Consider the following 22,857-nt stretch of genomic DNA (forward strand, 5'->3'; position numbering starts at 1 on the left):
GCACTGAAGTTTGCCGCGAAAAAAGCTGAGAAATTCACCGATCGCAAAACAGTGAGCCGGATCACACTAAGCGACTGTTATTCGGCGGCTATTTTTAATCAAATCGACTGGATAGTTAATTTGTCAGTTTATGTTTATTCATTCGCCCTGATATTTTCTTTTTTTTATAAAAAAACTGTATTTAACGTTTCATTTATTTTTTGAAATAATATGTCATTAAGATTAATAGAAACATCGGGTTGCGTGAAGAGACACCGGTACTATACTTATTAGCAGTACGATAAATTCATCATGTGAATTCTGCCGATTATTACCGGCAGCAGGAGGCTTTTATCACTTTCAATCACACTGAGACGATGACCAACATTCCCGGCGAATTTGAGAACTGGTATCTCGACTACGAAGCCGGTCCCGAAGCGGTGATGGAGCCGCAGCCGGAGCACATTCGCGGCCTGCCGGTCTCCGATATTCTGACGCCGTCGGACCGTTATCAGGAACTGTTCGTCGCGGTGCAGACGTCGCGCATCTTTAGCGACAGTAAAACCTTTGCTGACTGTGCACCAAAAATAGATCCGGAACGGATTATGTTTCGTTATTATCTGGCGCGCGAACGCGATGATTTTAATCTGCATAATTTCGTGCTGGAGAATTTCGACCTGCCGCAGGTTAATGAAAGTCATTATGTTTCCGACCCGGAAAAAACCATGGCGGAACATATTGACGCGCTGTGGCCGGTATTAACCCGCCACCCTAAACAGCACTGCGAATATTCCTCTCTGCTGCCGCTGCCGAAGCCCTATGTGGTGCCCGGCGGACGCTTTGGTGAAACCTACTACTGGGATTCTTATTTCAGCATGCTGGGCTTTGCCGCCGCCGGGCGCTGCGATCTGCTGCGCAATATGGCGGACAACTTTGCCTGGATGATCGATCGCTACGGCCATATCCCCAACGGCAACCGCACCTACTATCTCAGCCGTTCGCAGCCGCCGGTCTTCGCGATGATGGTGGAGCTGTTTGAGAAGAACGGCGTCAACGAGGCGCAGCGCTATCTTCGCCATCTGAAAAGCGAATACGCCTTCTGGATGGATGGGCAGGAAAGCCTGGAGCCGAATCAGGCGTATCGCCACGTGGTGATGCTGCCGGATGGCGCGGTGCTGAACCGCTACTGGGACGATCGCGATACCCCGCGCGACGAGTCATATATTGAGGATGTGGAAACCGCACGTGACTCATCGCGCCCGTCCAGCGAAGTGTATCGCGACCTGCGTGCCGGTGCGGCGTCGGGCTGGGACTATACCTCGCGCTGGCTGAGCGAGCCGGGGCGTCTGGCCAGCATTCAGACCACCAGCATTATCCCCATCGACCTGAACGCGTTCCTCTACAAGCTGGAGATGGCGATTGCCCGACTGTCGGCAGCCAGGGGAGACGAGGCCACCGCCGAACGTTATCAGCAGCTGGCGTACCGTCGGCAGGAGGCGGTGAACCACTATCTGTGGGATAACGACACCGGCCTGTACCGCGACTACAACTGGCGCGACGGCGAGCAGGCAACGTTCTCCGCCGCCGCCGTCACCCCGGTTTACGTCGGCATGGCGAGCCTGGATCAGGCCAACCGTACGGCCAAAGCGGTGCGCGACTATCTTCTGGCACCGGGCGGCCTGCTCTCCAGCATGGAGCAGACCGGTGAGCAGTGGGACAGCCCCAACGGCTGGGCACCGCTACAGTGGATGGCGGTGAAGGGCTTCAGCATTTACGGCGACGAGAATCTGGCACATGAAATCGCCAGCCGCTGGCTGAGAACCGTCTCATCAACCTATCAGCAGCACCATAAAATGGTGGAGAAGTACAACGTCAGCGGTGATGCCGCGCTGCTGGGGGCCGGGGGGGAATACCCGCTTCAGGACGGATTTGGCTGGACCAACGGCGTCACCCGCCGCCTGCTGGAGATGTACCCGGAGGGATAGCTATCACTCCTGCTAATTATTCTTCCTGTTTTATAAGCTAATAACCTTATTTCTCCGCGATTAATCATGGTATTACTTGGAAGTAAACGCCTGATTAATCCGGAGATCTACCATGAAAAAACTCACCCTTACCGCGCTGGCGCTGCTGGCCGCCTTTAGCGCCTCCTCGCAGGCTGCCGAAGAACTGCGCTTTGGCGTCGATCCGACCTTTACCCCGTTTGAAAGCAAGGCGGCGGACGGATCGCTACAGGGGTTTGATATCGATCTGGGCAATGCCGTTTGCCAGCAGATGCAGGTGAAATGCGTCTGGGTGCAGACCGCGTACGACGGGATTATTCCGGCTCTGCAGGCGCGTAAATTCGATGCAATCCTCTCAGCGATGGCAATGACCGAAAAACGCCGCCAGCAGGTGCTGTTCACCGATATGATCTACAACGTGCCGAGCGCGCTGCTGACGTCTAAAGCCAGCAAGCTGCTGCCGGATGCGGCAGTGCTGAAGGGGAAAACCGTCGGCGTGGCGCAGGGCACCACCCAGGAAGCCTTCGCTAAAAGCGTATGGGAAACGCAGGGTGTGCAGGTGGTGAGCTATCAGAACGAAGCGGAAATTTATCCGGATCTGGCCTCGGGCCGCCTGGATGCCACCTTTATTAATGCCGCAGCGGCTGAAACCGGCTTCCTGAAAACCCCGCAGGGCGCGGGCTATCATATCGCCGGTGAGCCGATGTATGACCAGAAATACTTCGGTGAGGGCATCGGCATCGGCCTGCGCAAGGACGATACGGCGCGGGTCGAAAAGATTAATCAGGCGCTGGCCGAACTGCATAAAAACGGCACCTACGATAAGTTAGCGAAGAAGTACTTCAGCTTTGACGTCTACAAGCTACCGGAATAAGCGATGACTACGACTGTTCTTCCTGATTTCACCGCGCAGCGGGCGCGCTTTCTGGCAGCAGTAGCGCGCAACGGCGGCACCGTAACCCGCTACGACCATCCGTTAACCGGCCCCGCCGGTGAAGCGCTTTCAACCGATGTCGCGGTGCTGGGCCGCGCCGATGCACCGCGCGTGATGCTGATTATTTCCGGCACGCACGGCGTAGAGGGCTACTACGGTTCCGACAGCCAGATTGCCTGGCTGGACGCGCTGGAGGGCCAGGCGCTGCCGGATGACGTGGCGGTGGTGCTGGTTCACCTGCTGAATCCGTGGGGCACCGCGCACCTGCGGCGGGTGAATGAAGATAACGCCGACCTCAACCGCAACTTTATCGACTTCGCCGCCGGTGCGCCGGAAAATGCGACTTACCGCGAACTGCACGCGATCTACACCTGCCGCGACGTTAACGGCCCTGAACGTGCCGCCGCCGATGCCATGCTGGCAGAGCAGTGTGCCATACGCGGCTGGAGCGGGGTGAAGCAGATCGTTGAAGCCGGGCAGTATCAGTTTGCCGACGGCATCTTCTTCGGTGGCAGCCGCGCCAGCTGGTCGTATCTGACGCTGAAGCAGATTATCGCCAACCACCTCCAGCATGCGGAGCGCATTATCAGCTTCGATCTGCACACCGGCGCGGGAGCCTGGGGGCATCCGATGCTGCTGGCGATCGCCGAGCGGCCTTACCCGGCGCTGGACGAGGCGCGGCAGATTTTCGGCGAGTGGCTGACGGTGCTGATCACCGGCGCGGGCCGCGACAGCGAAACCGGCGTCACCGCCACGGCCACCGGCTATCTGTCACAGTTCCTGCTCGATAATCTGCCGGATACGGAGCTGATCCAGCTGGTGGTGGAGTGCGGGACCTATGCCGGGGATGAAATGCATCGCCGGGTGCGCGACGACCACTGGCTTCATCTGTACGGCGAACCGGCGAGCGAGCAGGGGCGGCAGCTGAAATGGCAGCTGTTTGAGGGCTTCAACCCGCAGGATGCCGACTGGCAGGCGCTGGTGGCGTTCCGTACCCGGCAGATCTTCCAGCGCGGCTGGGCGGCGCTGCTCGCCGCCCGTTAAGATCTGAGGCGTCCGTTAAGTACTAGAGGCGCCCGTAGAAGGTCATACGGGCGCTTTCCGACAGCGCAATATCCGGCTGTGCATTATAGGCCAGCACCACCAGCATACGGGTGATATCGCCTTCGGTTGGCGTCACCCGGTGCAGCGCGTTGCGCCCGCGAAACAGCACCAGATCCCCCGGTTCAATCTCCAGTTTTTGTACTTCCTGCTCGCCATTCAGCACCTTACCCACGCCGTCATAATTCATCTCCCCTGCCTCTGCATCGCGCAGATGGCTGACGTATTCAAACACGCCGCCCGCTTCCGGTTTCTGGATCAGCAGGGTGATGGCGAAGGACGAGTTGTCAAAATGCCAGCCCAGCTCCTGGCCGGTATGCGCATAGTGCAGATTGATTGATGACAGGCTGTCGGCGTAGGGATACAGCTGCTGTTCGTCCAGCACGCCGCAGAGGAAGGCTTTGAATTCCACAGAATCGTACAGCTTACGCAGAGGCGAATCTGCCGGGATCTCTTCGTCGGTAATACAGCCTTTTGACGACACCACCTGGCGGTTGCGCGGATGATTGGCGGGCAGGGTTTCATCGGTTTTTTGCAGATAAACGTTGTGCTGACTTTTGGCGTAGAAGGCCAGATGCTGATTCTCTTCGCCCTCTTTTTTGATGATCCCCAGCGCGGCAGGGGTCAGAAAACCGCGCAGTACCAGCGCGCCGGAGTCCGCCAGCTGAAGGCGACAGCGTTCGGTGTAAGCGGCATCATCGATCGGGTGAGCGGGCAGATTCAGGAGAGAAGTCAGTGCGTTCATCGGGTTCTCGTCAGCGGCGGAGTGTGAACTTCACTCTACGGCTTCCCCCTGCCGCTGACTATCTGTTTTTGCAGGTATTTTACGCTTTTGCGATCGCCGCCGCGCCGCGCTAAACCGGGGGTTTTGCCAGCGCGGCCAGGCTGCCTTCCTGTGCCAGCAGCGAACGCAGCGGTGCAAACAGCGGCTGTGGCAGAAAGGCGGGATCGAACCACTGCCAGCCCGCGCATTTTTCGGGTTCACAGCGCTGCGGCGTGCCGATGGCCGCGTGGGCCAGCACGAACAGCGTGACGTAATGTTTCTGCTCGGCGTGGAAGACGTCATTGGTAAACGGGCCCAGGGTAGTGGCACCGAGGATCAGTCCGGTTTCTTCCAGCACTTCGCGGGCAGCACACTGCTGCGGGGTTTCACCAAATTCCAGATGGCCGCCGGGGGCCGACCAGTCGCCCTCGCCGTGGCTACCTATCCGCCTGCCGAGCAGGATTTTGCCGTCGCGAAAAATCAGTACGCCAACGCCGATGCGGGGTTGAGGCATGTTTATTCTCCCTGAAATAAAACGATCGCCATGATAATAGCCGCAGTCGCGGGCTGATTCACATTATTGATAATCTGTGATGCAAACGGTACTCAACTCGCGGCGGGGTGACTATGCTGCCAGTGGGATAATTTGAGCTTTTTCAGGAGAGCTGCAATGAGTGACAGATTTATCAGTGCCGATCGGATACGCGACCGCTTTTCTAAAGCCATGTCGGCCATGTACCAGGCGGAAGTGCCGCAGTACGGCACGCTGCTTCAGCTGGTGCGGGAAGTGAATCAGCAGGAATCAACGCGGGATTGCAGCGCGTTATCCCCGGAAGAACTGAATCGCCTGAGCGTGGAGCGCCACGGTGCGATTCGTCTGGGAACCGCGGCCGAGCTGGCCACCATGCGCCAGCTGTTTGCGGTGATGGGCATGTCGGCGGTGGGCTATTACGATCTCTCGGAGGCGGGCGTGCCGGTCCATTCCACCGCTTTTCGCCCGGTCAGTGAAGCCTCGTTGCTGATCAATCCCTTCCGAGTTTTTACCTCGCTGCTGCGGCTGGAGCTGATTGACGATCCTGCCCTGCGCCAGCGGGTGGCCGATGTGCTGGCCCGCCGCGATATCTATACGCCGCGCCTGCGCGAGCTGCTGGTTTTGTGGCAGCAGCAGGGCGGATTCAGCGAAAGTGAAGCGGAGGAATTCGTCAGAGAAGCGCTGGAAACCTTCCGCTGGCACCAGCAGGCGGCGGTGGATCTGCCAACCTATAATGCGCTGCTGGCCCAGCATCGGCTGATTGCCGATGTCGCCTGCTTCCGCGGGCCGCACATCAACCACCTGACGCCGCGCACGCTGGATATCGACCGCGTGCAGCAGCTGATGCCGGAGTACGGCATCAGCCCGAAAGAGGTGATTGAAGGCCCGCCGCGCCGACGCTGCCCGATCCTGCTGCGGCAGACCAGCTTTAAGGCGCTGAATGAAGAGATCCGTTTTTCCGACCGCGAGCAGGGCACCCACACCGCCCGCTTTGGTGAGATCGAACAGCGCGGCGTCGCCCTGACCCGTAAAGGCCGCGAGCTGTACGATCGGCTGCTGCGCGAGGCTTCAGCGCAGAAGTTCAGCGATAACGCCGCCCACCAGCAGCACCTCGGCGCCGTGTTTGCCGCGTTTCCCGACAGCGATGCCGAACTGCGTCAGCAGCAGCTGGCCTTTTACCGCTACCGGCGCAATCCGGGCGCTGTGGCACAGCCGGGGCAGGATCTGGAGGCGCTGATCGCCAGCGGCGCAGTGATTGCCGAGCCGATCATCTACGAGGACTTTCTGCCGGTCAGCGCGGCGGGGATTTTCCAGTCCAATCTGGGCAGCGACACCAGCAGCGTCAGCAGCGGCAATCCCAGCCAGGCGGCATTTGAGCAGGCGCTGGGCTGCGCGGTGCAGGATGAATTTGCGCTGTATCAGCAGCTACAGCAGGATTCGCTCGATCGGCTGACTGAGGAGCTGAGTTAAGCCCAGCCGCCGAACGGCGCACTGCCGGTCAGCACGCGCTCGATAACATTAAGCGCACCCTCGTCGTTATTGCTCTCGGTGTGGTAGCGCGCAACCTGTTTGACCGCAGGCTGTGCGTTAGCCATCGCAAAGCCGAAGCCCGCATGCGCCACCATCTCGATATCGTTACCGCTGTCGCCGACGGCAACCACTTCCTCATCGGCGATGCCCCACTGCCGCTGCAACAGCGCCAGTCCGTGGGCCTTGTGCACGCCTGGAATAATCAGATCGACAAAGCCAAAGCCGCTGGATACCGGGGTGACGATGCCGTCCAGCGCATGGCCGACGTGTGCCATCAGTTCCGGGATCTTTTCGTCCGGCAGATTCAGCGAAAACTTGAAGACGCTTTCATTCAGATGGTCAAAGCTCTCGCGCAGTTCAAGGCGGTGGTAGTGTTTTGACATCAGCGTCACCAGCGCATCCGGCGAAGAGCCCAGCATCCAGGCGCTGCGCGGGCCGCAGAGCACCACGTGAACGTCCGGGAACGCCGACAGCACCGTCAGTACGCGCTGCACGCGGTCGGCACTGAGATCGCCACAGAAGAGCGTCTGCCCGCGATCGATAATGTAAGCACCGTTTTCGGCGACGAAGGTGATCTCACCGCGGATTTCCGGGAAGAAGCTGATCAGCTGGTAATACTGATTGCCGCTGGCCACCACAAAACGGATGTTTTGCTGTTTGATTTGCTGATACTGCGCCAAAAACCGGGCTTTATTATAGGTTTTCTGGTCTGAAAGAAAGGTGCCATCCATATCGACGGCGATCATTTTAATCACGGTTCCATGCCCTGAAGTAGAAAAAACATCCGCTATTTTCGTCGGAAAAGGTGCAAAAAAAAAGAGGCGAATTTTGCACCTTTGTGCCGCTTTTCTTTCGTTTTTGCGATACAGGCCGAATAGCGGTGATTGTTATCGCTCCTCATGTTTCATAATATGAAAGTAATAATTTACTAATGAAAGTTTTTTGCTGTCGGGCGTACGGCACTGTGAGGATGAGATGAAAGAGCGGCATCGGCTGATTCTGGATCGGGTGGAAGAAAAGGGGAAAGTCAGTATTCAGGATCTGGCGCTGCAGTTTGCGGTATCCGGCGTGACGATTCGCAAGGATCTGGTCGAGCTGGAAAAGCTGAATTACCTGACCCGGACCCACGGCTATGCGGTGTCGCTCAACGATCTCAGCGAGCGGGTCAGCAGTAATTTCAGTACCAAAGAGGCGATGGCGAAGCGCGCTCTGGGGCTGCTCTGCGAGGGCGACACGGTGTTTATTGAAGCGGGCAGCAGTAACGCCCATCTGGCCCGCGAAATTGGCCGTTCCGGGCTCGATGTGACGGTAATTACGCCCTGTGTGTATGTCGCAAACGAGCTGAAGAACTGTCATCAGGAAGTGGTGTTAATCGGCGGCGTGCTGCAAAAGCGCAGCGAGTGCCTGGTGGGGCCGCTGACGCACCTGTGCATTAACAACATCAACTTTAACAAGGTGTTTATTGGCATTGATGGCTACAGTCCGGAACACGGTTTTACCGGCCGCGACGTGATGCGCGCCGAGAACATCCGGCTGGCGATTGAAAAGCGGGTGCAGAATTTCGTGATTGCCGAGTCCGCCAAGTTTGGCAAACTTTACCCTTATAATGTGGCGAAGCATGGCGATATTGATACGATTATCACCGATCGGCATCTTTCCGCAGAATTTGTTGGCAGCTTAACCGGTCAGGGCGTTAAGGTGCTGACCGCCTGACCGCCTGACCGCCTGACCGCCTGACCGCCTGACCGCCTGACCGCCTGACCGCCTGACCGCCTGACCGCCTGACCGCCTGACCGGTGGATCGAGCGCGTTGGGCTTTTTTATGCGGCGGCTAATTCGGGCATTTTTCTTTCATATTTTCTTTCCTTTGTTTCGAAACCCTCCGCTATAGAAAACTCAACTTGCGATATATAAATATTTTCGCCCTAAATTTGACTATATTTCAATATATACAACGAGTTATATTTGGTTTTTCCAGTGTTTCTACAATGTGATAGCGATCGCGTTTTATACAAAGATACAGATTTATTTTTCAATGAAATGAAAATATATTGCATATGAAACTTTTTTATTGTGAATCGCATTTTGCACCGGAGGTCACCATGGAATTCTATTTAGATACCGCTGACGTTGCGGCAGTAAAACGTCTGGCGGCCGTTCTGCCGATTAAAGGCGTCACGACAAACCCAAGCATCGTCTCGCGCAGCAAGCGCCCGTTAAGCAGCGTGCTGCAGGAACTGGTGTCGATTTTGCCCGCAGACAGCACGCTGTTTGCCCAGGTTATCGCCCATGATGCCGCCGCGATGGTGGATGAAGCGCTGCATCTGCGTGAAATCGTCCCGTCGCTGGTGGTGAAAGTGCCGGTAACGCATAACGGTCTGACGGCGATCAAGGCGCTGACCCAGCAGAATATCCCGACGCTGGGCACCGCCGTGTACGGCGCAGGGCAGGGATTCTATGCTGCACTGGCCGGGGCCAGCTACATTGCGCCTTACGTAAACCGCGTGGATGCGCAGGGCGGCGACGGCATTATGCTGGTTAAAGAGTTGCAAAGGCTGCTGTCGCTCCACTGCCCGCAGAGCAAAGTGCTGGCGGCCAGCTTCCGTACGCCGCGCCAGGTGCTGGACTGCATGCTGGCAGGATGCGAGTCGATCACCGTCGATCCGGATGTCGCCGAACTGTTCCTGCTCGATCCGGCAGTCGACAGCGCGCTGCAACGCTTCGATCAGGACTGGACGGCGGCCTACGGCGAGCTGAAAATTTCCTGATTGGCTGATTGGCTGATTGGCTGATTGGCTGATTGGCTGATTGGCTGATTGGCTGATTGGCTGATTGGCTGATTGGCTGATTGGCTGATTGGCTAAGCGTTTATAAAAATGCGAACCCGATAAAAGGGTTCGCACTGTTTGAGTTTATAGCGGCTTTCAGCGACGTAATTGGGATCTGAATGACGGGTTCATACGTCATCCGCTTCCCGACTATTTTGCTGCCGTTATCGCGTCCTGAACCTGCGCACTGCGCCCCCACATTCTCACCACAAAACTACCGGCACCGGCCACGGTCAGCAGCGCTACCACGCCCGGCCAGCCTGCACGTTCCAGCATCAGGCTACCCAGCGCAGAACCGACTGCCATACCGATAAAGACCCCGGTGAACATCAGCGCGTTCAGACGGCTGCGTGCCGCAGGCTCCAGACCGAATATCAGCGTCTGGTGGGACACCAGCGTGGCCTGCACGCCAAAATCAAAGCCGAGAGCAGAGACAACAATCAGCGCCAGCTGAGCCGGAACCGGCAGCAGGGGCAGCAGGAACAGAGCGGCAAACGATACGGTCGCCAGCGCCGTGGCCAGCCGGGTCACCATGGCCGGGCCGTGGCGATCGGCGAGCATTCCCGCCAGCGGTGCGGCCAGCGCACCTGCGGCACCGGCCAGACCAAAGGCCCCCGCCGTGGCGCTACCCAGACCGTAATGGCTGTGCAGCATCACCGCCAGCGTTGACCAGAAGGCGCTGAAGCCAACGGACAGCAGGCCCTGTGCCAGCGCTGCGCGGCGCAGTTCCCCGTGGCGCAGCCACAGATGACGCATTGACGCCAGCAGCTCCGGGTAGCTCATCGCGGTGCTCGGGGCGATATGTGGCAGGCGACGCCAGAGGATCAGCGTAATCATCAGGACCAGCAGAGCGGCAAGAATAAACATTGTGCGCCAGCCTGCGTACTGTGCCACCACACCACTCACTACGCGCGAAAGCAAGATCCCCAGCAGCAGCCCGGTCATCACCGTGCCGACGGTTTTGCCGCGCTGCGCTGCTGGTGCCAGATGGGCGGCAGCCGGAACGATATCCTGCGCCATGGTAGCGGCAATTCCCACCGCCAGGCTGGCAACCAGCAATACGGTGATATTGCCGGCGGCGGCGCTAAGCAGCAGCGCGAGGGTCAGCAGCAGCCCTTTAATGCTGATAATGGTGCGACGATCGTGGCGATCGCCCAGCGGGGCCAGCAGCAGTATCCCCAGCGCGTAGCCAATCTGCGTCAGGGTCGGCACCAGGCCGCTGGCGGTCACACTGGCGTGCAGCTGGCCGGATAAAATTTCCAGCATCGGCTGGCTGTAGTAGATCGAGGCGACACTGAAGCCGGCACCGGTCGCCAGCATCAGCACGGTGGAAGCCGCCAGCGGCCGTTCGTCATGCGATGGTTGTGTTTGCGTTGACATGGTTGTTACCCGTTGTTCGTTTCATCAGAAGTTGCAGGTATTTTTCACCGTTACGATAACGGTTGGTAGTCGCCTGCCAGGTAGAACTGTTATACGATGGACGTATGAGCAAAGACATATTACCCGGCGTTGACCGTATAGAGCTGATGCAGACTTTTGTGCGCATCGTTGAAGCAGGCAGCCTGTCTGCGGCCGCCCTGCGCCTGTCGACCACCCAACCTACCGTCAGCCGCCGCCTGCAAACGCTGGAAAAGCTGCTGGGTCTGAAGCTTTTGCAGCGCAATACCCACGTGATGAAGCTGACCGAAGACGGTGAGCGCTGCTACGCTCATGCGCGTTCGCTGCTGGAAAGCTGGCAGGGGATAGAGGACGATCTGCGTGGGGTGACGGAAGAGCCGCAGGGCGTGCTGCGCGTGCTGGCCCCGCATGCTTTTGGCCAGGATCAGATGATCGCGCCGCTACAGGCCTATTTGCAGCGCTATCCAAAAATGACCGTGGACTGGATGCTCAGCGACCGCACGCCGGACTTTATTGCCGAAGGCATTGACTGCGCTGTGCACGTTGGGCCCATTACCGAACCGTCGGTGGTGGCGGTTCTGGTGGCCGAAGTCCCGCGTATTGTCATCGCCTCCCCCACGCTGCTCGGCGATCGTTCGCTGCCGGAACGGCCGCAGCAGCTTCAGGATCTGCCCTGGCTGGCGTTGAGTACTTTTTATCGCCACAGCGTGTCGCTGACTCACGATGCCAGCCGCGAGGTGCAGCGTTTTGATATTCAGCCGCGCCTGCTGACCGACAGCCTGTATGCGCTGCGTAATGCGGTGCTGGCGGGGATGGGGGTCGGCATTGCCTCATCGTGGATGGTGCAGCAGGATCTTGCCGAGGGAAAACTGCTGCATCTGGCACCGCAGTGGCACGCGGCGGCGCTGCCGGTGTATCTGGTCTATCCGCACGCGCGCTACTATCCCGCCCGCCTGCGTATGTTTCTGGCGATGATGCGGGAAACCATGCCGGTGCTGACCGGCACCCAGCATCCGGCTTAACCCGGTCGAGCGAGCGGATAACTGCCCGTTCTGCTCGCCATGCGAGCTGCAAGCGCACTCGCCTCGTAGCCTGTGGCGATATTCAGGAAGATGACGAATCAATCCTGCGCGGCATCTGAGACGAGCGGCGGTTCGGCAGATCGTTGGCGGAAACGGGGATGCAGCAGTATCAGCAGCATTGCCATCGCCAGGCTGGCCAGCCCCGCCCACAGCATCGCGCTGCCAAAGCCACTGGCAATCGCGCGGGCCATTTCCTGCATCAGCCTTTCACCGTCCACGCTCGCGGGCCAGTGATGCTCAACGATTGCCGCGTGGGCCAACGCCTCCGGCTGGCTGAAGCGGGCCGCCCGCAGGCTGGCGGCGAGTACGGCCTGCGCATGAAGGTTCATCAGCGTACCCAGCAGGGCGATGCCCAGCGTCATGCCCGCCTGCCGTAGCGCATTCATTACCGCCGAGGCGATCCCGGATCGTTCCGTCGGCGCACTGCGCATCACCAGCGCACTGGTAGCGGGCATCGCCAGCCCCATCCCTGCACCCAGTATCGCCAGCAGCAGGCTCACGAAAAGCCCCGGACTACCGGCGTCCAGCAGTGGCATCAGCAGCAGACCCACAGCCATCAGCGCATAGCCGGTCATTGCCATCATCAGCACACTAAAACGGGCCGAAAGACGGCCAAAGGTCATCGCAACTATCGCCATAGCAATGAATTCCGGTGCCATGCGCCAGCCGGTTTCCAGCGAGTTCCATCCCTGCGCCTGCTGCAGAAACAGAGAGACAAAGAAGACGCTGCTGTAGGCGGAAAAGCCGAGTACCGCCGAAGCGAGATTGCAGAGGGTAAAGTCAGCCTTGCGGAACAGGTCGAGCGGCAGCAGCGGGCGGACGGCGAATTTTTCCACCCGCAGAAATGCGGCAAACAGCAGCAGCGCGGCGAACAGTGAACCGGCGCTCAGCGGGCTGCGCCAGCCGTGCTCGCCGCTGGCTATCAGACCAAACGTCAGTGCTCCCAGCCAGAGCACGCTCAGCAGCTGCCCGGCCGGGTCCAGCGACAGGCGCTCTTTCGAGGCGCTTTCACGCAGGCCATAGTGGCCCAGCAGCAGAGTGATTATCCCGATGGGCAGATTGATCAGGAAGATCACCTGCCAGCCGGTAATATGCACCAGGATGCCGCCGAGCAGCGGACCGGCGACCAGCGACAGAGCGCTCACCGCCGACCAGATGCCAATGACCCGAATACGCTGAAATTCATCAGGAAAAGATCGAGTTAACAGCGACAGCGCCCCCGGAATAATCGCCGCTCCGGCGATGCCCTGAACCACCCGCCCCGCCAGCAGAGTGGGCAGCGATCCGGCAAGCGCGCACAGGGCCGAACCCACGGTAAAAATCGCGATGCCGCACAGCCACACGCGCTTGTGACCGAAACGTGCGCTGAGCGGGCCGGAGGAGAGAATGCAGGCGGAAAGGCAGAGCGCGTAGGCATCCACCACCCACTGAAGCCCGGATAGCGTGGTATTCAGTGCCGCCTGCATTGCGGGCAGCGCAACGTTAACAATGCTGATATCCAGCGACGTCATAAAGGTGCCGAGGCAGATGGCTGCCACCAGCGAAACCCGGCGTAAGCGGTGCATAGCGTCTCCGTGATCCTGTTATTTTATTGATAATGATTCTCAATATAGATAATGACTGACCGTCGGTCAATGGATTGATGGCGGCTATTTTGCGGTTTTCTGGTCAAGAAAAGCGACATTGGTTACGATGGCACCCGGGCAATACGGGACGCGAAAATGAATTCACCACAGGAAAATAGACCGCCGCAGCCGCGCACCAAACCGGCAGAGGTTCGACTGGACGAGCTGATGGATGCCGCCGAGCGGTTGTTTATCACTAAGGGTTTTGAGACCACTACGGTCAGTGAGATCGTGCGAGATGCCGGCGTGGCGAAGGGCACGTTCTATCACTACTTCCCGTCAAAAAATGAAGTGCTGGCCGCACTGCGCGAGCGATTTACCCGCCAGTTTATCGATCGGGTTCAGCTGGCGATGGATGCCTGCCCGGTGGATGATGCGATTGCCCGCCTGCACGCCTGGTGCAACAGCTGCGTGGCGGCGTATCTGGACAGCATGGCGGTGCATGATGCGCTGTATCACGATCACCACTACCATACGCGCGGCAATCAGGATCGCGATGCGGTGCTGGATCAGGTGCTGGCACTGCTGAACGAAGGGGTTGCGCTGGGAGCCTGGCAATTGGATCGGCCCCGGCTGACCGCGATGCTGATGTACCACGGTATGCACGGCGCGGTGGACAATCTGGTGATCGGCGAAGACGCCAGCCGCACCGATTTGGGCGCACAACTGGCACAGCAGTTTTTACGTTTGCTGGGCCGTGGCTAGCCCGCGCCCGGCATATCGCTAAATATCCGGGAACGTCATCTTAAACGCCGCGCCGCCCAGCTCGCTTGTCTCACAGTTTGCTTTTCCGCCGTGGGCTTTGGCAATCGCCTGGACCACCGCCAGCCCCAGCCCGGTGCCGCCGCTTTCCCGTGAACGCGACTGATCGCCCCGGGTGAAGGTATTAAACAGGGTGCTGCCGATTTCCGCCGGGATGCCTGGCCCCTCGTCCTCTACCGCGATAGTGACACCCTCCGGGCTGCGGAAACAGGACACCATGACGACACCCGGCGTGGCGTAGCGGCGCGTATTGTCCAGCAGGGCCAGCAGCGCCTGGCGAAGTCGCGCAGCATCGCAGTGCAGGGTGATGTCATCCAGCCGCAGCACCAGCGACAGTTTGCGCTCGGCCAGCGAAGGGCGCATCAGCTCCGCCACGGCGGCGATCTCCCGGCTGATTTCGCTGTCTTCACAGTGCAGCGGCATATGACCACTTTCCGCCAGGCTCAGCGTGCGCAGATCTTCAATCAGCCGCGCCAGGCCCTCGGTCTGCTTTACCAGATTCACGAACAGCGCGTGGTCGGGGGGGAATACGCCGTCGGCCAGCCCCTGCAGCCGCCCGCGCAGGATGGTCACCGGCGTTCTCAGCTCGTGGGCGATGGCCGCATTCCAGGTGGTGATCTCCCCCGAGGCCGTTTCCAGCCGCTCGGCCATGGTATTAAAGTCGTCCACCAGCGCGGCGGTTTCCGTCAGCCTGCGGTCACCGGCTTCGGCGCGAGTACCGAGTTCGCCGCCGGCGATTTTACGCGCGCTGTCGGCCAGAGAGTTCAGCGGATACAGCACCTTGCGGGCAAATCTGACGGCGGTCAGGATCGCCACCGCCAGCGACAGCGCGGTTGAAATGCCGAACTGCATCCACTCGCCGGTGGTCGGTTCGTAGTCCACCGCCTCCATATTGGTAAACAGCAGCGCCAGGCCATACCACACGTAATACACGCCGAAAGAGATAATAATTGATGAGCAGGTGACCTGCGTCATCAGCACGATTAAATGGCGGCTCAGGCCTGATCCCTTCATGCTAATCCCCCAGCCGGTAGCCGAGGCCGCGCACGCTTTCGGGTATGCCCGAAATCCCGGCCTCCTCCAGCTTTTTACGCAGTTTGCTGATGTGGCTGTCCACCGTGCGCTCCAGGGTTTCACCCTCGGCCAGGCAGTTTTCCAGCAGCTCAAGGCGGCTGAAGACCTTTTTCGGGTAACGCATCAGGTGGGCCAGCAGGCGGAACTCGGTGGTGGTTAGCGCGATAGCCAGTTCTTCCTCGGTTTTGATATTCACCACCCGGAACTCCTCGGGATAGAGCGCCAGCCGGGCGGTTTTCAGCACCTGCGGGACGGCCGCGATGGGGCGCGGCTGGCAGGCCGTGCGCCGGAGAATAGCGTGGGTGCGGGCCACGACCTCATCGGGATTAAACGGTTTTATCACGTAGTCGTCGGCACCGATCCGCAATGCGGCGAGCTTATCGGTATCGCCATCGCTGGCCGTCAGCATCAGCACCGGCGTATTGCCGCGCCGACGAAGCTCGGAGAGCACCTGCCAGCCGTTGATACCGGGCATGCGGATATCCAGAATCACCAGGCAGGGGTTATGACGCGCATGCAGTTCAAGCGCGTCGACGCCGTTGGCGGCATAGAGTGTGTCAAAGCCATCGCGTTGCAGATACGCCTGGACGATCTCAGCGATTTCCACTTCGTCTTCGACGACAAGGATTGGGAATTGTGTGTTCATAGGACCCCACAATATGGCATCGGCAAGGGGTTGTTAAGGCCAGAATTTTTATTTTTTATCTCCACACTCCCTCCATATTCGCTCCACTGATTCTGCATAAAACCGCGTTAGTCTGCCGCCTTTCATTCTTATAACTTTCGGAAATTATGCCGCTATGAAAATTAAAGGACGGGTGCTGTTACTGGCCGCTGTTGTCCTGTCGATCGCCGGCTGTGGGCAGGATGAGGATAAGACTGCCGTTCAGTCGCCTGACGCCACCAAAGTAACGGTGACATCGCTGGAAGCGGGAGAGGTGTCAGTGACCCACAGCTGGCCGGGGCGCGTTGTTGCCCTGCGCACCGCGCAAATCCGGCCGCAGGTCGGTGGGATTGTCACCGCCCGGCTGTTTGCTCAGGGCTCGGAGGTCAAAGCGGGTCAGCCGCTGTTTCAAATCGATCCTGCGCCATTTCGTGCGGAAGTGGCGATGGCTGAAGCGACACTGGCCAGAGTGGAAGCCTCTCACCGCCAGCTACAGCAGAAGGCCAACCGCCTGAGCCAGATTCAGCATAGCGGTGCTGTCAGCCGTCAGGATTTTGATGATGCACTGGCGAACAGTGCGCAGGCGGCGGCCAGCGTGGCGGAAGCCAAAGCCTCGCTACAGCGGAAAAAGCTGGACCTGGCGTACTCCACGGTAAAAGCCCCGGTCAGCGGGCGAATCGATCAGGAGTTTGTGACCGAGGGTGCGCTGGTCAGCGCGGCGGATACCCAGGCGATGGCTATCGTTCAGCAGACGGAAAAGGTCTATGTCGATGCCCGTCTGCCCGCATCGGAGCTGCGCCAGATTATCGACAGCCCGACAGCGGATGAACCGTCCCCCAATGCGCTGCGGGTCAGTCTGCTGGATGAGGCCGGTAAGCCCTATGACGTACAGGCTAAGCTGCTGTTCTCCGGGGTGAGCGTTAATAACGAAACCGGCGACGTGGTGCTGCGCATCGTGGCGGATAATCCGGCGCGCGTCCTGCTGCCGGGAATGTATATCCGCGTCAGCATTACCCGACATATCGCTAAAAACGGACTGGTGATACCCGGCCAGGCGATACAGCGCCTTGATGACGGCAACTATGTCTGGACGGTCGATGGTGATGGCGCGGCGCGGAAAATCGGCGTGGAGCTGGCGGGCGAAAGCGGCCAGGGCGAGATCGTCAAAAGCGGTCTGCAGGCCGGAACAAGGCTGGTTGTTGAAGGCCAGGACAAGCTGCAGGAAGGCATGCGGGTAACGGCTGTTCCGCTTAAGCCCCGTGCGTAATCCGCGTTTTAATCAGTACAGGAAAATCTGATGCCGCAATTCTTTATCAATCGCCCGATTTTTGCCTGGGTTATTGCCCTGTTTATCGTACTGTTCGGGCTGATCGCCATTCCGCAGCTGCCGGTGGCACAGTATCCGTCGGTGGCACCGCCCAGCGTGTCGATTACCGTAAACTACCCCGGTGCCACGCCGCAGACCATGAACGAATCGGTGATTTCCCTGATTGAACGGGAACTGTCCGGCGTGGACGATCTGCTTTACTTCGAATCCTCCAGCGATACGTCGGGAATGGGCACGATCACGGTGACCTTTAAGCCGGGCACCGATATCAAGCTGGCCCAGGTCGACGTGCAGAACCAGATTAAGGTGGTGGAGCCGCGGCTGCCGCAGACGGTCAGGCAAAACGGGCTGACGGTTGAGGCGGCGTCCTCGAACTTTCTGATGATCGTCGGGCTGAACTCGGCACCGGGCCGCTTTAGCGAAGCCGATCTGAGCGACTATTTTGCCCGTAACCTGACGGAAGAGCTGCGCCGGGTGGAGGGCGTGGGGAAAGTGCAGGCGTTCGGCGCGGAGAAGGCGATGCGGGTGTGGGTCGATCCCGCACGGCTGATTTCCTATTCCCTGACGATTAGCGACATTACCAACGCCATCAGCCTGCAAAATGCGCAGATTGCACCGGGCCGTATCGGTGATTCGCCGTCGGTTGACGGTCAGCGTTCGTCCTATCCGCTGACCGTTAGCGGCCAGCTCGGTACGCCGGAGGAGTTCCGTCAGATCGTGCTGAAGGCCAATACCGACGGTTCACGGGTGACGCTGGGCGACGTGGCGCGCGTAGAGCTGGGATTACAAACTTACTCTTTCTCCATCCGTGACAACGGCGTGCCGTCTACGGCGGCGGCGATCCAGCTGTCGCCCGGTGCCAACGCGGTGAAAACCTCGGCGGCGGTGCAGGCAAGGCTGGCCGAACTGGCCAATACCATGCCGGAGGGGATGAGCTATTCCGTGCCGTTTGATACCGCGCCGTTCGTTAAAATCTCCATCGAAAAGGTGATCCATACCTTTATCGAGGCGATGGTGCTGGTCTTCCTGGTCATGTTTCTGTTCCTGCAAAACGTCCGCTATACCTTTATTCCAGCCATCGTTGCGCCCATCGCGCTGCTGGGCACCTTCACCGTGATGATGCTGAGCGGCTTCTCTATCAACGTGCTGACGATGTTTGGCATGGTGCTGGCGATCGGCATTATCGTCGACGATGCGATTGTGGTGGTGGAAAACGTTGAACGCCTGATGGCGGAAGAGGGGCTGTCACCGCGCGAAGCGACGGAAAAGGCAATGCGTGAAATCACCGGTGCGGTAATCGGTATTACGCTGGTGCTGACTGCCGTATTTATCCCGATGGGGCTGGCCAGCGGTTCGGTAGGGATTATCTACCGGCAGTTTACCCTGTCGATGGCGGTGTCGATCCTGTTCTCAGCGTTCCTGGCGTTAACGTTGACCCCGGCGCTCTGCGCCACCCTGTTGAAGCCGATTACCCCGGAATCACACCATAAAGGGCGTTTTTTCAGTGCCTTTAACCGCGGCTTCGATCGGCTGTCTTCCGGCTATGCGTCGTGGCTGGGCCGCCTGCTGAAAAAAACCGGCCGCATGATGCTGCTGTATGCGGCACTGTGCGCGGTGCTGGCCTTCGGCTTTAAAGTCCTGCCGTCCTCTTTCCTGCCGGAAGAGGATCAGGGCTACTTTATTACGTCTCTCCAGCTGCCTTCCGATGCGACCACCGAGCGCACCAGCGACGTGGTGCAAAAGCTGGAGGCGCTGATCGCCGAACGTCCGGGCGTCGATCGTAACCTGTCGATCCTCGGTTTCAGCTTTGCCGGATCGGGCTCCAACTCTGCGCTGGCCTTTACCATGATGAAAGACTGGGGCGAGCGTTCCGGCGCAACGGCACAGGGCGAAGCGGCCTGGGTGCAGGAGGCGATGTCCTCCGTTCCTGACGCCACGGTGATGAGCCTGCTGCCGCCGCCGATTGCCGAGCTGGGTAACTCCACCGGCTTCACGCTGCGGCTGGAGGATCGCGCCGGGCACGATTACAAAACGCAGATGGCGGCGCTGCATATGCTGCTTGGCGCGGCGGCTGGCAGTGCCGTCGTGCAGGATGTGTATCCCGATGGCCTGCCTGATGGCACCAGTATTAACCTGCGCATCGATCGCCAGAAAGCCGAAGCGATGGGCGTGACTTTTAGCGATATCAGCCAGACGCTCTCCGGTGCGATGGGGTCGTCTTACGTCAACGATTTCCCTAACGGTGGGCGTATTCAGCAGGTGATTGTGCAGGCCGACGCGCCGTACCGTATGCATCTGAAGGACGTGCTTTCGCTCTACGTGCGCAACAAAAGCGGCGGTATGGTGCCGCTGTCCGAGTTTGTTCAGGCCGACTGGCAAACCTCGCCGCTACAGCTGATTCGCTATCAGGGCTATCCTGCCTTCCGTCTGGCCGGTAGCGCCGCGCCGGGCTATTCAAGCGGGGATGCGATGGCCGAAATGGAGAGGCTTGCCGGAGAGCTGCCGTCAGGGTTTGCCGTTGAGTGGACCGGGCAGTCGCAGCAGGAACTCCAGTCGGCTTCGCAGGCACCGATGCTGATGATGCTGTCGATGCTGGTGGTATTCCTGGTGCTGGCGGCACTGTATGAAAGCTGGACCATCCCGCTTTCGGTGATGCTGGTGGTGCCGCTGGGGCTGTTGGGCACCGTGGGGGCGGTGCTGCTGCGCGATATGTCCAACGATGTGTTCTTCAAGGTGGGGATGATCACCATCATCGGTCTGTCGGCGAAGAATGCGATTTTAATCGTTGAGTTTGCCCGCCAGCTCTATCGTGAAGAGGGCAATATCGTCAGCGCCACGCTGCGCGCCGCCCGTATGCGCCTGCGGCCGATCCTGATGACCTCGCTGGCCTTTACCCTCGGCGTAGTGCCGCTGATGCTGGCAACCGGGGCGAGCGCTACGACTCAGCACGCCATCGGCACCGGGGTATTCGGTGGGATGATTACCGGGACAATTCTGGCGGTGTTCTTTGTGCCTGCGTTCTTCCTGTTCGTGATGGCTGCGGCCGATAAACTGCGTGCCCTCACCAGCAAATCAAATCGGTAATAAAACAACACAGCAGGCAGCTTAAGGGCGCTGCCTGCTCTGAGTTCAGGCTGATTTTAACTCAGGAGGACAGCATGGATATCCAGCAAGAAACCGTCGACGACATTCTGCCATGGATTGATGAACATATCGGACTGCCGCTGCACATTCAGGATGTTGCCGCCCGCTCGGGTTATTCAAAATGGTATTTTCAGCGCCTTTTCCGTCAGCGAATGAATCAGACCCTGGGAAGTTATATTCGCGATCGCCGACTGTATTATGCCTCGCAGGATTTGGCGCTGACCGAACTGACCGTTCTGGATATTGCGCTGCGTTACGGTTTTGAAAGCCAACAATCGTTCACCCGCCTGTTCACCCGCTACTTTAAGGCGCCGCCCGCCCGATGGCGGCGGACGCAGCGCTAACGTTTTTCGCCTTAAAAGTCATTAATACGCTTATTTTTTGGCTAAAAAATCGTCCATTTATAACTTTTGTTATTAATTTTAGCGATTGTTTATTAAAAATTAATAGTCACCCACTCTTAAAGCAGTCTCCAGACAGATGTGAACAAATGTATATTTGTCGGCGAAATAGCATTCTTTGACGCCGACAGTATTAACGAACTCTCCTTAACGAGACTCGCTATCTGACGCCTTAATCTTGCGGCTTCCGGTCAGTTGAAGTTTCTATTCACCATTGCACAAATACGTATGGCGAAAAGTCGACGACTTTGTGCAGGACCGCTGTTGGCTAATTGATAAATAACTCTCTCCGACAAGGATAAGCAATGAAAAAGGTAATTCTTTCCGCCGCGATGGCGACTGCGTTTTTAGGCCTGTCTGCAGCGAATGCGGCTGACCAGAATGTGGGTGGTGGTCAGGTTAATTTCTTCGGTAAAGTGACCGATGTTTCTTGTACTGTTTCCGTTAATGGCCAGGGCAGCGATGCCAATGTTTATCTGTCTCCAGTGACCTTAACGGAAGTGAAAGGCGCAGCGGCTGATACACTGCTGAAACCAAAATCTTTCACCATCGACGTGTCTAACTGCCAGGCCGCTGACGGCACCGCGCAGGACGATCTGACCAAGCTGGGCGTGAACTGGACCGGTGGTAACCTGCTGGCTGGCGCTACCGGCAAACAGCAGGGCTACCTGGCGAACACCGAAGCCGCCGGTGCTAAAAACATTCAGCTGGTTCTGGCAACAGACAGTGCCACCGCACTGACCAACAAAATCATCCCTGGCGACAGCACCCAGCCGAAAGTAACCGGCGACGCTGCGGCCGTACAGGACGGTGCACGCTTCACGTATATCGTGGGCTACGCGACCGGCACCCCGTCTGCTGTCACCACCGGTGTGGTGAACAGCTACGCGACTTACGAAATTACCTACCAGTAATTACTGCCTGAAATTAAAACGGCCTTTATCAGCCGATTTAAACAGTGATAAAGCGGCACGTGCTGCCGCTTATTTTTTATTTTGAGGTCAGCATGAAGTCGATTGCCCTTTTTTTCTTTTCCATTTTTAGTGTTGCGGCCAGCGCCAACAATATTATTGTCAACGGCACCCGCTTTATTTATCCGGGAAATGAAAAAGAAATAACGGTGCAGCTTTCCAACACCGCCGACCGCCCGGCGCTGGCGCAAACTTGGCTGGATAACGGTAATCCCGACGCCACGCCGGATACCATCACCACGCCGTTTATTATTACTCCGCCAATTTCCCGCGTGGATGCCAAAAGCGGCCAGACGCTGCGTATCAAACTCGGCAGCGATGCCGGCTTAGCCAAAGATAAAGAGACGCTGTGGTGGCTGAACCTGCTGGAAATCCCGCCAGTGGTCGCTAACGGCAAAAATGAAGGGCAAAACGTCCTGCAGCTGGCGATTCGCTCACGGTTTAAATTTATTTATCGCCCGGCAGGCCTCGGCAACCGCGATGCGGCGGCGGAAAAACTCGCACTCTCCGCCAGCGGTAATCGCTTATCAGTATCGAACCCCACGCCGTTTTATATCACCGTCAGCCGCATTTCGCGCGACGGCGTCAGGCCGCTCAATGGCAAAACGGTGATGCTTGCCCCGCAGTCAAGCCAGGTGATTGCACTGAACGCGTCGGTGAGCAAAGGCGAGACGCTGACTGTTAACAATATCAATGACTATGGTGCCGATGTTGCTGTGAAAGTCGCCGTTCAATAAGG

General features: G+C 58.5%; 20 protein-coding genes. 13 read left to right on the forward strand and 7 right to left on the reverse strand.

Annotated features, from left to right (window positions below; translation table 11 throughout):
• Nucleotides 1–293 precede the first annotated feature (293 nt).
• The 3 genes from treF (at nt 294) to JOE09_RS10830 (ending at nt 3,960) form a co-directional block, all read left to right on the forward strand.
• A complete protein-coding gene (gene treF, locus JOE09_RS10820; protein ID WP_338049333.1) occupies nt 294–1,964 on the forward strand; it encodes an alpha,alpha-trehalase TreF in 1,671 nt (556 codons plus the stop codon).
• Between the two features lie 112 nt (nt 1,965–2,076).
• Nucleotides 2,077–2,856 (forward strand): ABC transporter substrate-binding protein, encoded by a 780-nt coding sequence (locus JOE09_RS10825; protein ID WP_205065785.1) that lies wholly within the window; start codon nt 2,077–2,079, stop codon nt 2,854–2,856.
• A gap of 3 nt (nt 2,857–2,859) precedes the next feature.
• Nucleotides 2,860–3,960: a DUF2817 domain-containing protein gene (locus JOE09_RS10830; RefSeq protein ID WP_205065786.1), complete on the forward strand. Its 1,101-nt coding sequence runs from the start codon at nt 2,860–2,862 to the stop codon at nt 3,958–3,960.
• A gap of 22 nt (nt 3,961–3,982) precedes the next feature.
• On the opposite strand, the gene JOE09_RS10835 is transcribed toward JOE09_RS10830, so the two are convergent.
• Both JOE09_RS10835 and JOE09_RS10840 read right to left on the reverse strand, forming a co-directional pair.
• Complete coding sequence (locus JOE09_RS10835) at nt 3,983–4,762, reverse strand: HalD/BesD family halogenase (RefSeq protein WP_205065787.1); 780 nt, start codon at nt 4,760–4,762, stop codon at nt 3,983–3,985.
• 109 nt (nt 4,763–4,871) lie between these two features.
• Entirely contained in the window at nt 4,872–5,294 is a 423-nt protein-coding gene (locus tag JOE09_RS10840; protein WP_205065788.1) for a nucleotide triphosphate diphosphatase NUDT15, read from the reverse strand.
• Nucleotides 5,295–5,450: 156 nt separating this feature from the next.
• Between JOE09_RS10840 and hglS the strand changes: the two genes are divergently transcribed.
• Nucleotides 5,451–6,782 (forward strand): 2-oxoadipate dioxygenase/decarboxylase HglS, encoded by a 1,332-nt coding sequence (gene hglS / locus JOE09_RS10845; protein WP_205065789.1) that lies wholly within the window; start codon nt 5,451–5,453, stop codon nt 6,780–6,782.
• Here hglS and JOE09_RS10850 read toward each other — a convergent pair.
• Complete coding sequence (locus tag JOE09_RS10850) at nt 6,779–7,588, reverse strand: Cof-type HAD-IIB family hydrolase (protein ID WP_205066137.1); 810 nt, start codon at nt 7,586–7,588, stop codon at nt 6,779–6,781. The two genes, hglS and JOE09_RS10850, sit on opposite strands and share 4 nt — an antisense overlap.
• A 229-nt stretch (nt 7,589–7,817) precedes the next feature.
• Between JOE09_RS10850 and JOE09_RS10855 the strand changes: the two genes are divergently transcribed.
• A complete protein-coding gene (locus tag JOE09_RS10855) occupies nt 7,818–8,555 on the forward strand; it encodes a DeoR/GlpR family DNA-binding transcription regulator (RefSeq protein ID WP_200543254.1) in 738 nt (245 codons plus the stop codon).
• A gap of 389 nt (nt 8,556–8,944) precedes the next feature.
• Complete coding sequence (gene fsa, locus JOE09_RS10860; protein ID WP_200543267.1) at nt 8,945–9,610, forward strand: fructose-6-phosphate aldolase; 666 nt, start codon at nt 8,945–8,947, stop codon at nt 9,608–9,610.
• 210 nt (nt 9,611–9,820) lie between these two features.
• Here the strand turns inward: fsa and JOE09_RS10865 are convergent, their stop codons facing one another.
• Complete coding sequence (locus JOE09_RS10865; protein ID WP_205065790.1) at nt 9,821–11,050, reverse strand: MFS transporter; 1,230 nt, start codon at nt 11,048–11,050, stop codon at nt 9,821–9,823.
• 104 nt (nt 11,051–11,154) lie between these two features.
• On the opposite strand from JOE09_RS10865, the gene JOE09_RS10870 reads away from it, so the two are divergent.
• The gene (locus tag JOE09_RS10870) at nt 11,155–12,090 is read left to right on the forward strand and encodes a LysR family transcriptional regulator (RefSeq protein WP_205065791.1); all 936 of its coding nucleotides are present in this window, start codon (nt 11,155–11,157) and stop codon (nt 12,088–12,090) included.
• 98 nt (nt 12,091–12,188) lie between these two features.
• Here JOE09_RS10870 and JOE09_RS10875 read toward each other — a convergent pair whose 3' ends face one another.
• A complete protein-coding gene (locus JOE09_RS10875; RefSeq protein ID WP_205065792.1) occupies nt 12,189–13,715 on the reverse strand; it encodes an MFS transporter in 1,527 nt (508 codons plus the stop codon).
• A 156-nt stretch (nt 13,716–13,871) separates the two neighbouring features.
• Here JOE09_RS10875 and JOE09_RS10880 point away from each other — a divergent pair, with 156 nt between their 5' ends.
• Entirely contained in the window at nt 13,872–14,480 is a 609-nt protein-coding gene (locus tag JOE09_RS10880; protein ID WP_205065793.1) for a TetR/AcrR family transcriptional regulator, read from the forward strand.
• 18 nt (nt 14,481–14,498) lie between these two features.
• Here the strand turns inward: JOE09_RS10880 and JOE09_RS10885 are convergent, their stop codons facing one another.
• Together JOE09_RS10885 and JOE09_RS10890 are read right to left on the reverse strand one after the other, a co-directional pair.
• Nucleotides 14,499–15,551, reverse strand: a complete 1,053-nt coding sequence (locus tag JOE09_RS10885; RefSeq protein ID WP_205065794.1) for an ATP-binding protein — start codon at nt 15,549–15,551, stop codon at nt 14,499–14,501.
• A 1-nt stretch (nt 15,552) separates the two neighbouring features.
• Nucleotides 15,553–16,257: a response regulator gene (locus JOE09_RS10890; RefSeq protein WP_205065795.1), complete on the reverse strand. Its 705-nt coding sequence runs from the start codon at nt 16,255–16,257 to the stop codon at nt 15,553–15,555.
• 154 nt (nt 16,258–16,411) lie between these two features.
• On the opposite strand from JOE09_RS10890, the gene JOE09_RS10895 reads away from it, so the two are divergent.
• The 5 genes from JOE09_RS10895 to JOE09_RS10915 all read left to right on the forward strand — a co-directional run bounded on the left by JOE09_RS10895 (nt 16,412) and on the right by JOE09_RS10915 (nt 22,855).
• Complete coding sequence (locus JOE09_RS10895; RefSeq protein ID WP_205065796.1) at nt 16,412–17,542, forward strand: efflux RND transporter periplasmic adaptor subunit; 1,131 nt, start codon at nt 16,412–16,414, stop codon at nt 17,540–17,542.
• Nucleotides 17,543–17,572: 30 nt separating this feature from the next.
• Complete coding sequence (locus tag JOE09_RS10900; protein ID WP_205065797.1) at nt 17,573–20,686, forward strand: efflux RND transporter permease subunit; 3,114 nt, start codon at nt 17,573–17,575, stop codon at nt 20,684–20,686.
• Between the two features lie 74 nt (nt 20,687–20,760).
• Nucleotides 20,761–21,090, forward strand: coding sequence for a helix-turn-helix domain-containing protein (locus JOE09_RS10905; protein WP_205065798.1), 330 nt, complete (start codon nt 20,761–20,763; stop codon nt 21,088–21,090).
• Nucleotides 21,091–21,452: 362 nt separating this feature from the next.
• On the forward strand, nt 21,453–22,061 hold the full coding sequence (locus tag JOE09_RS10910; RefSeq protein WP_205065799.1) for a fimbrial protein: 609 nt from the start codon (nt 21,453–21,455) through the stop codon (nt 22,059–22,061).
• 92 nt (nt 22,062–22,153) lie between these two features.
• Nucleotides 22,154–22,855, forward strand: a complete 702-nt coding sequence (locus tag JOE09_RS10915; RefSeq protein WP_205065800.1) for a fimbrial biogenesis chaperone — start codon at nt 22,154–22,156, stop codon at nt 22,853–22,855.
• Nucleotides 22,856–22,857: the final 2 nt, after the last annotated feature.

Source organism: Pantoea coffeiphila (genome assembly GCF_016909495.1).
In the GTDB taxonomy this organism is placed as follows: Bacteria; Pseudomonadota; Gammaproteobacteria; order Enterobacterales; family Enterobacteriaceae; genus Erwinia; species Erwinia coffeiphila.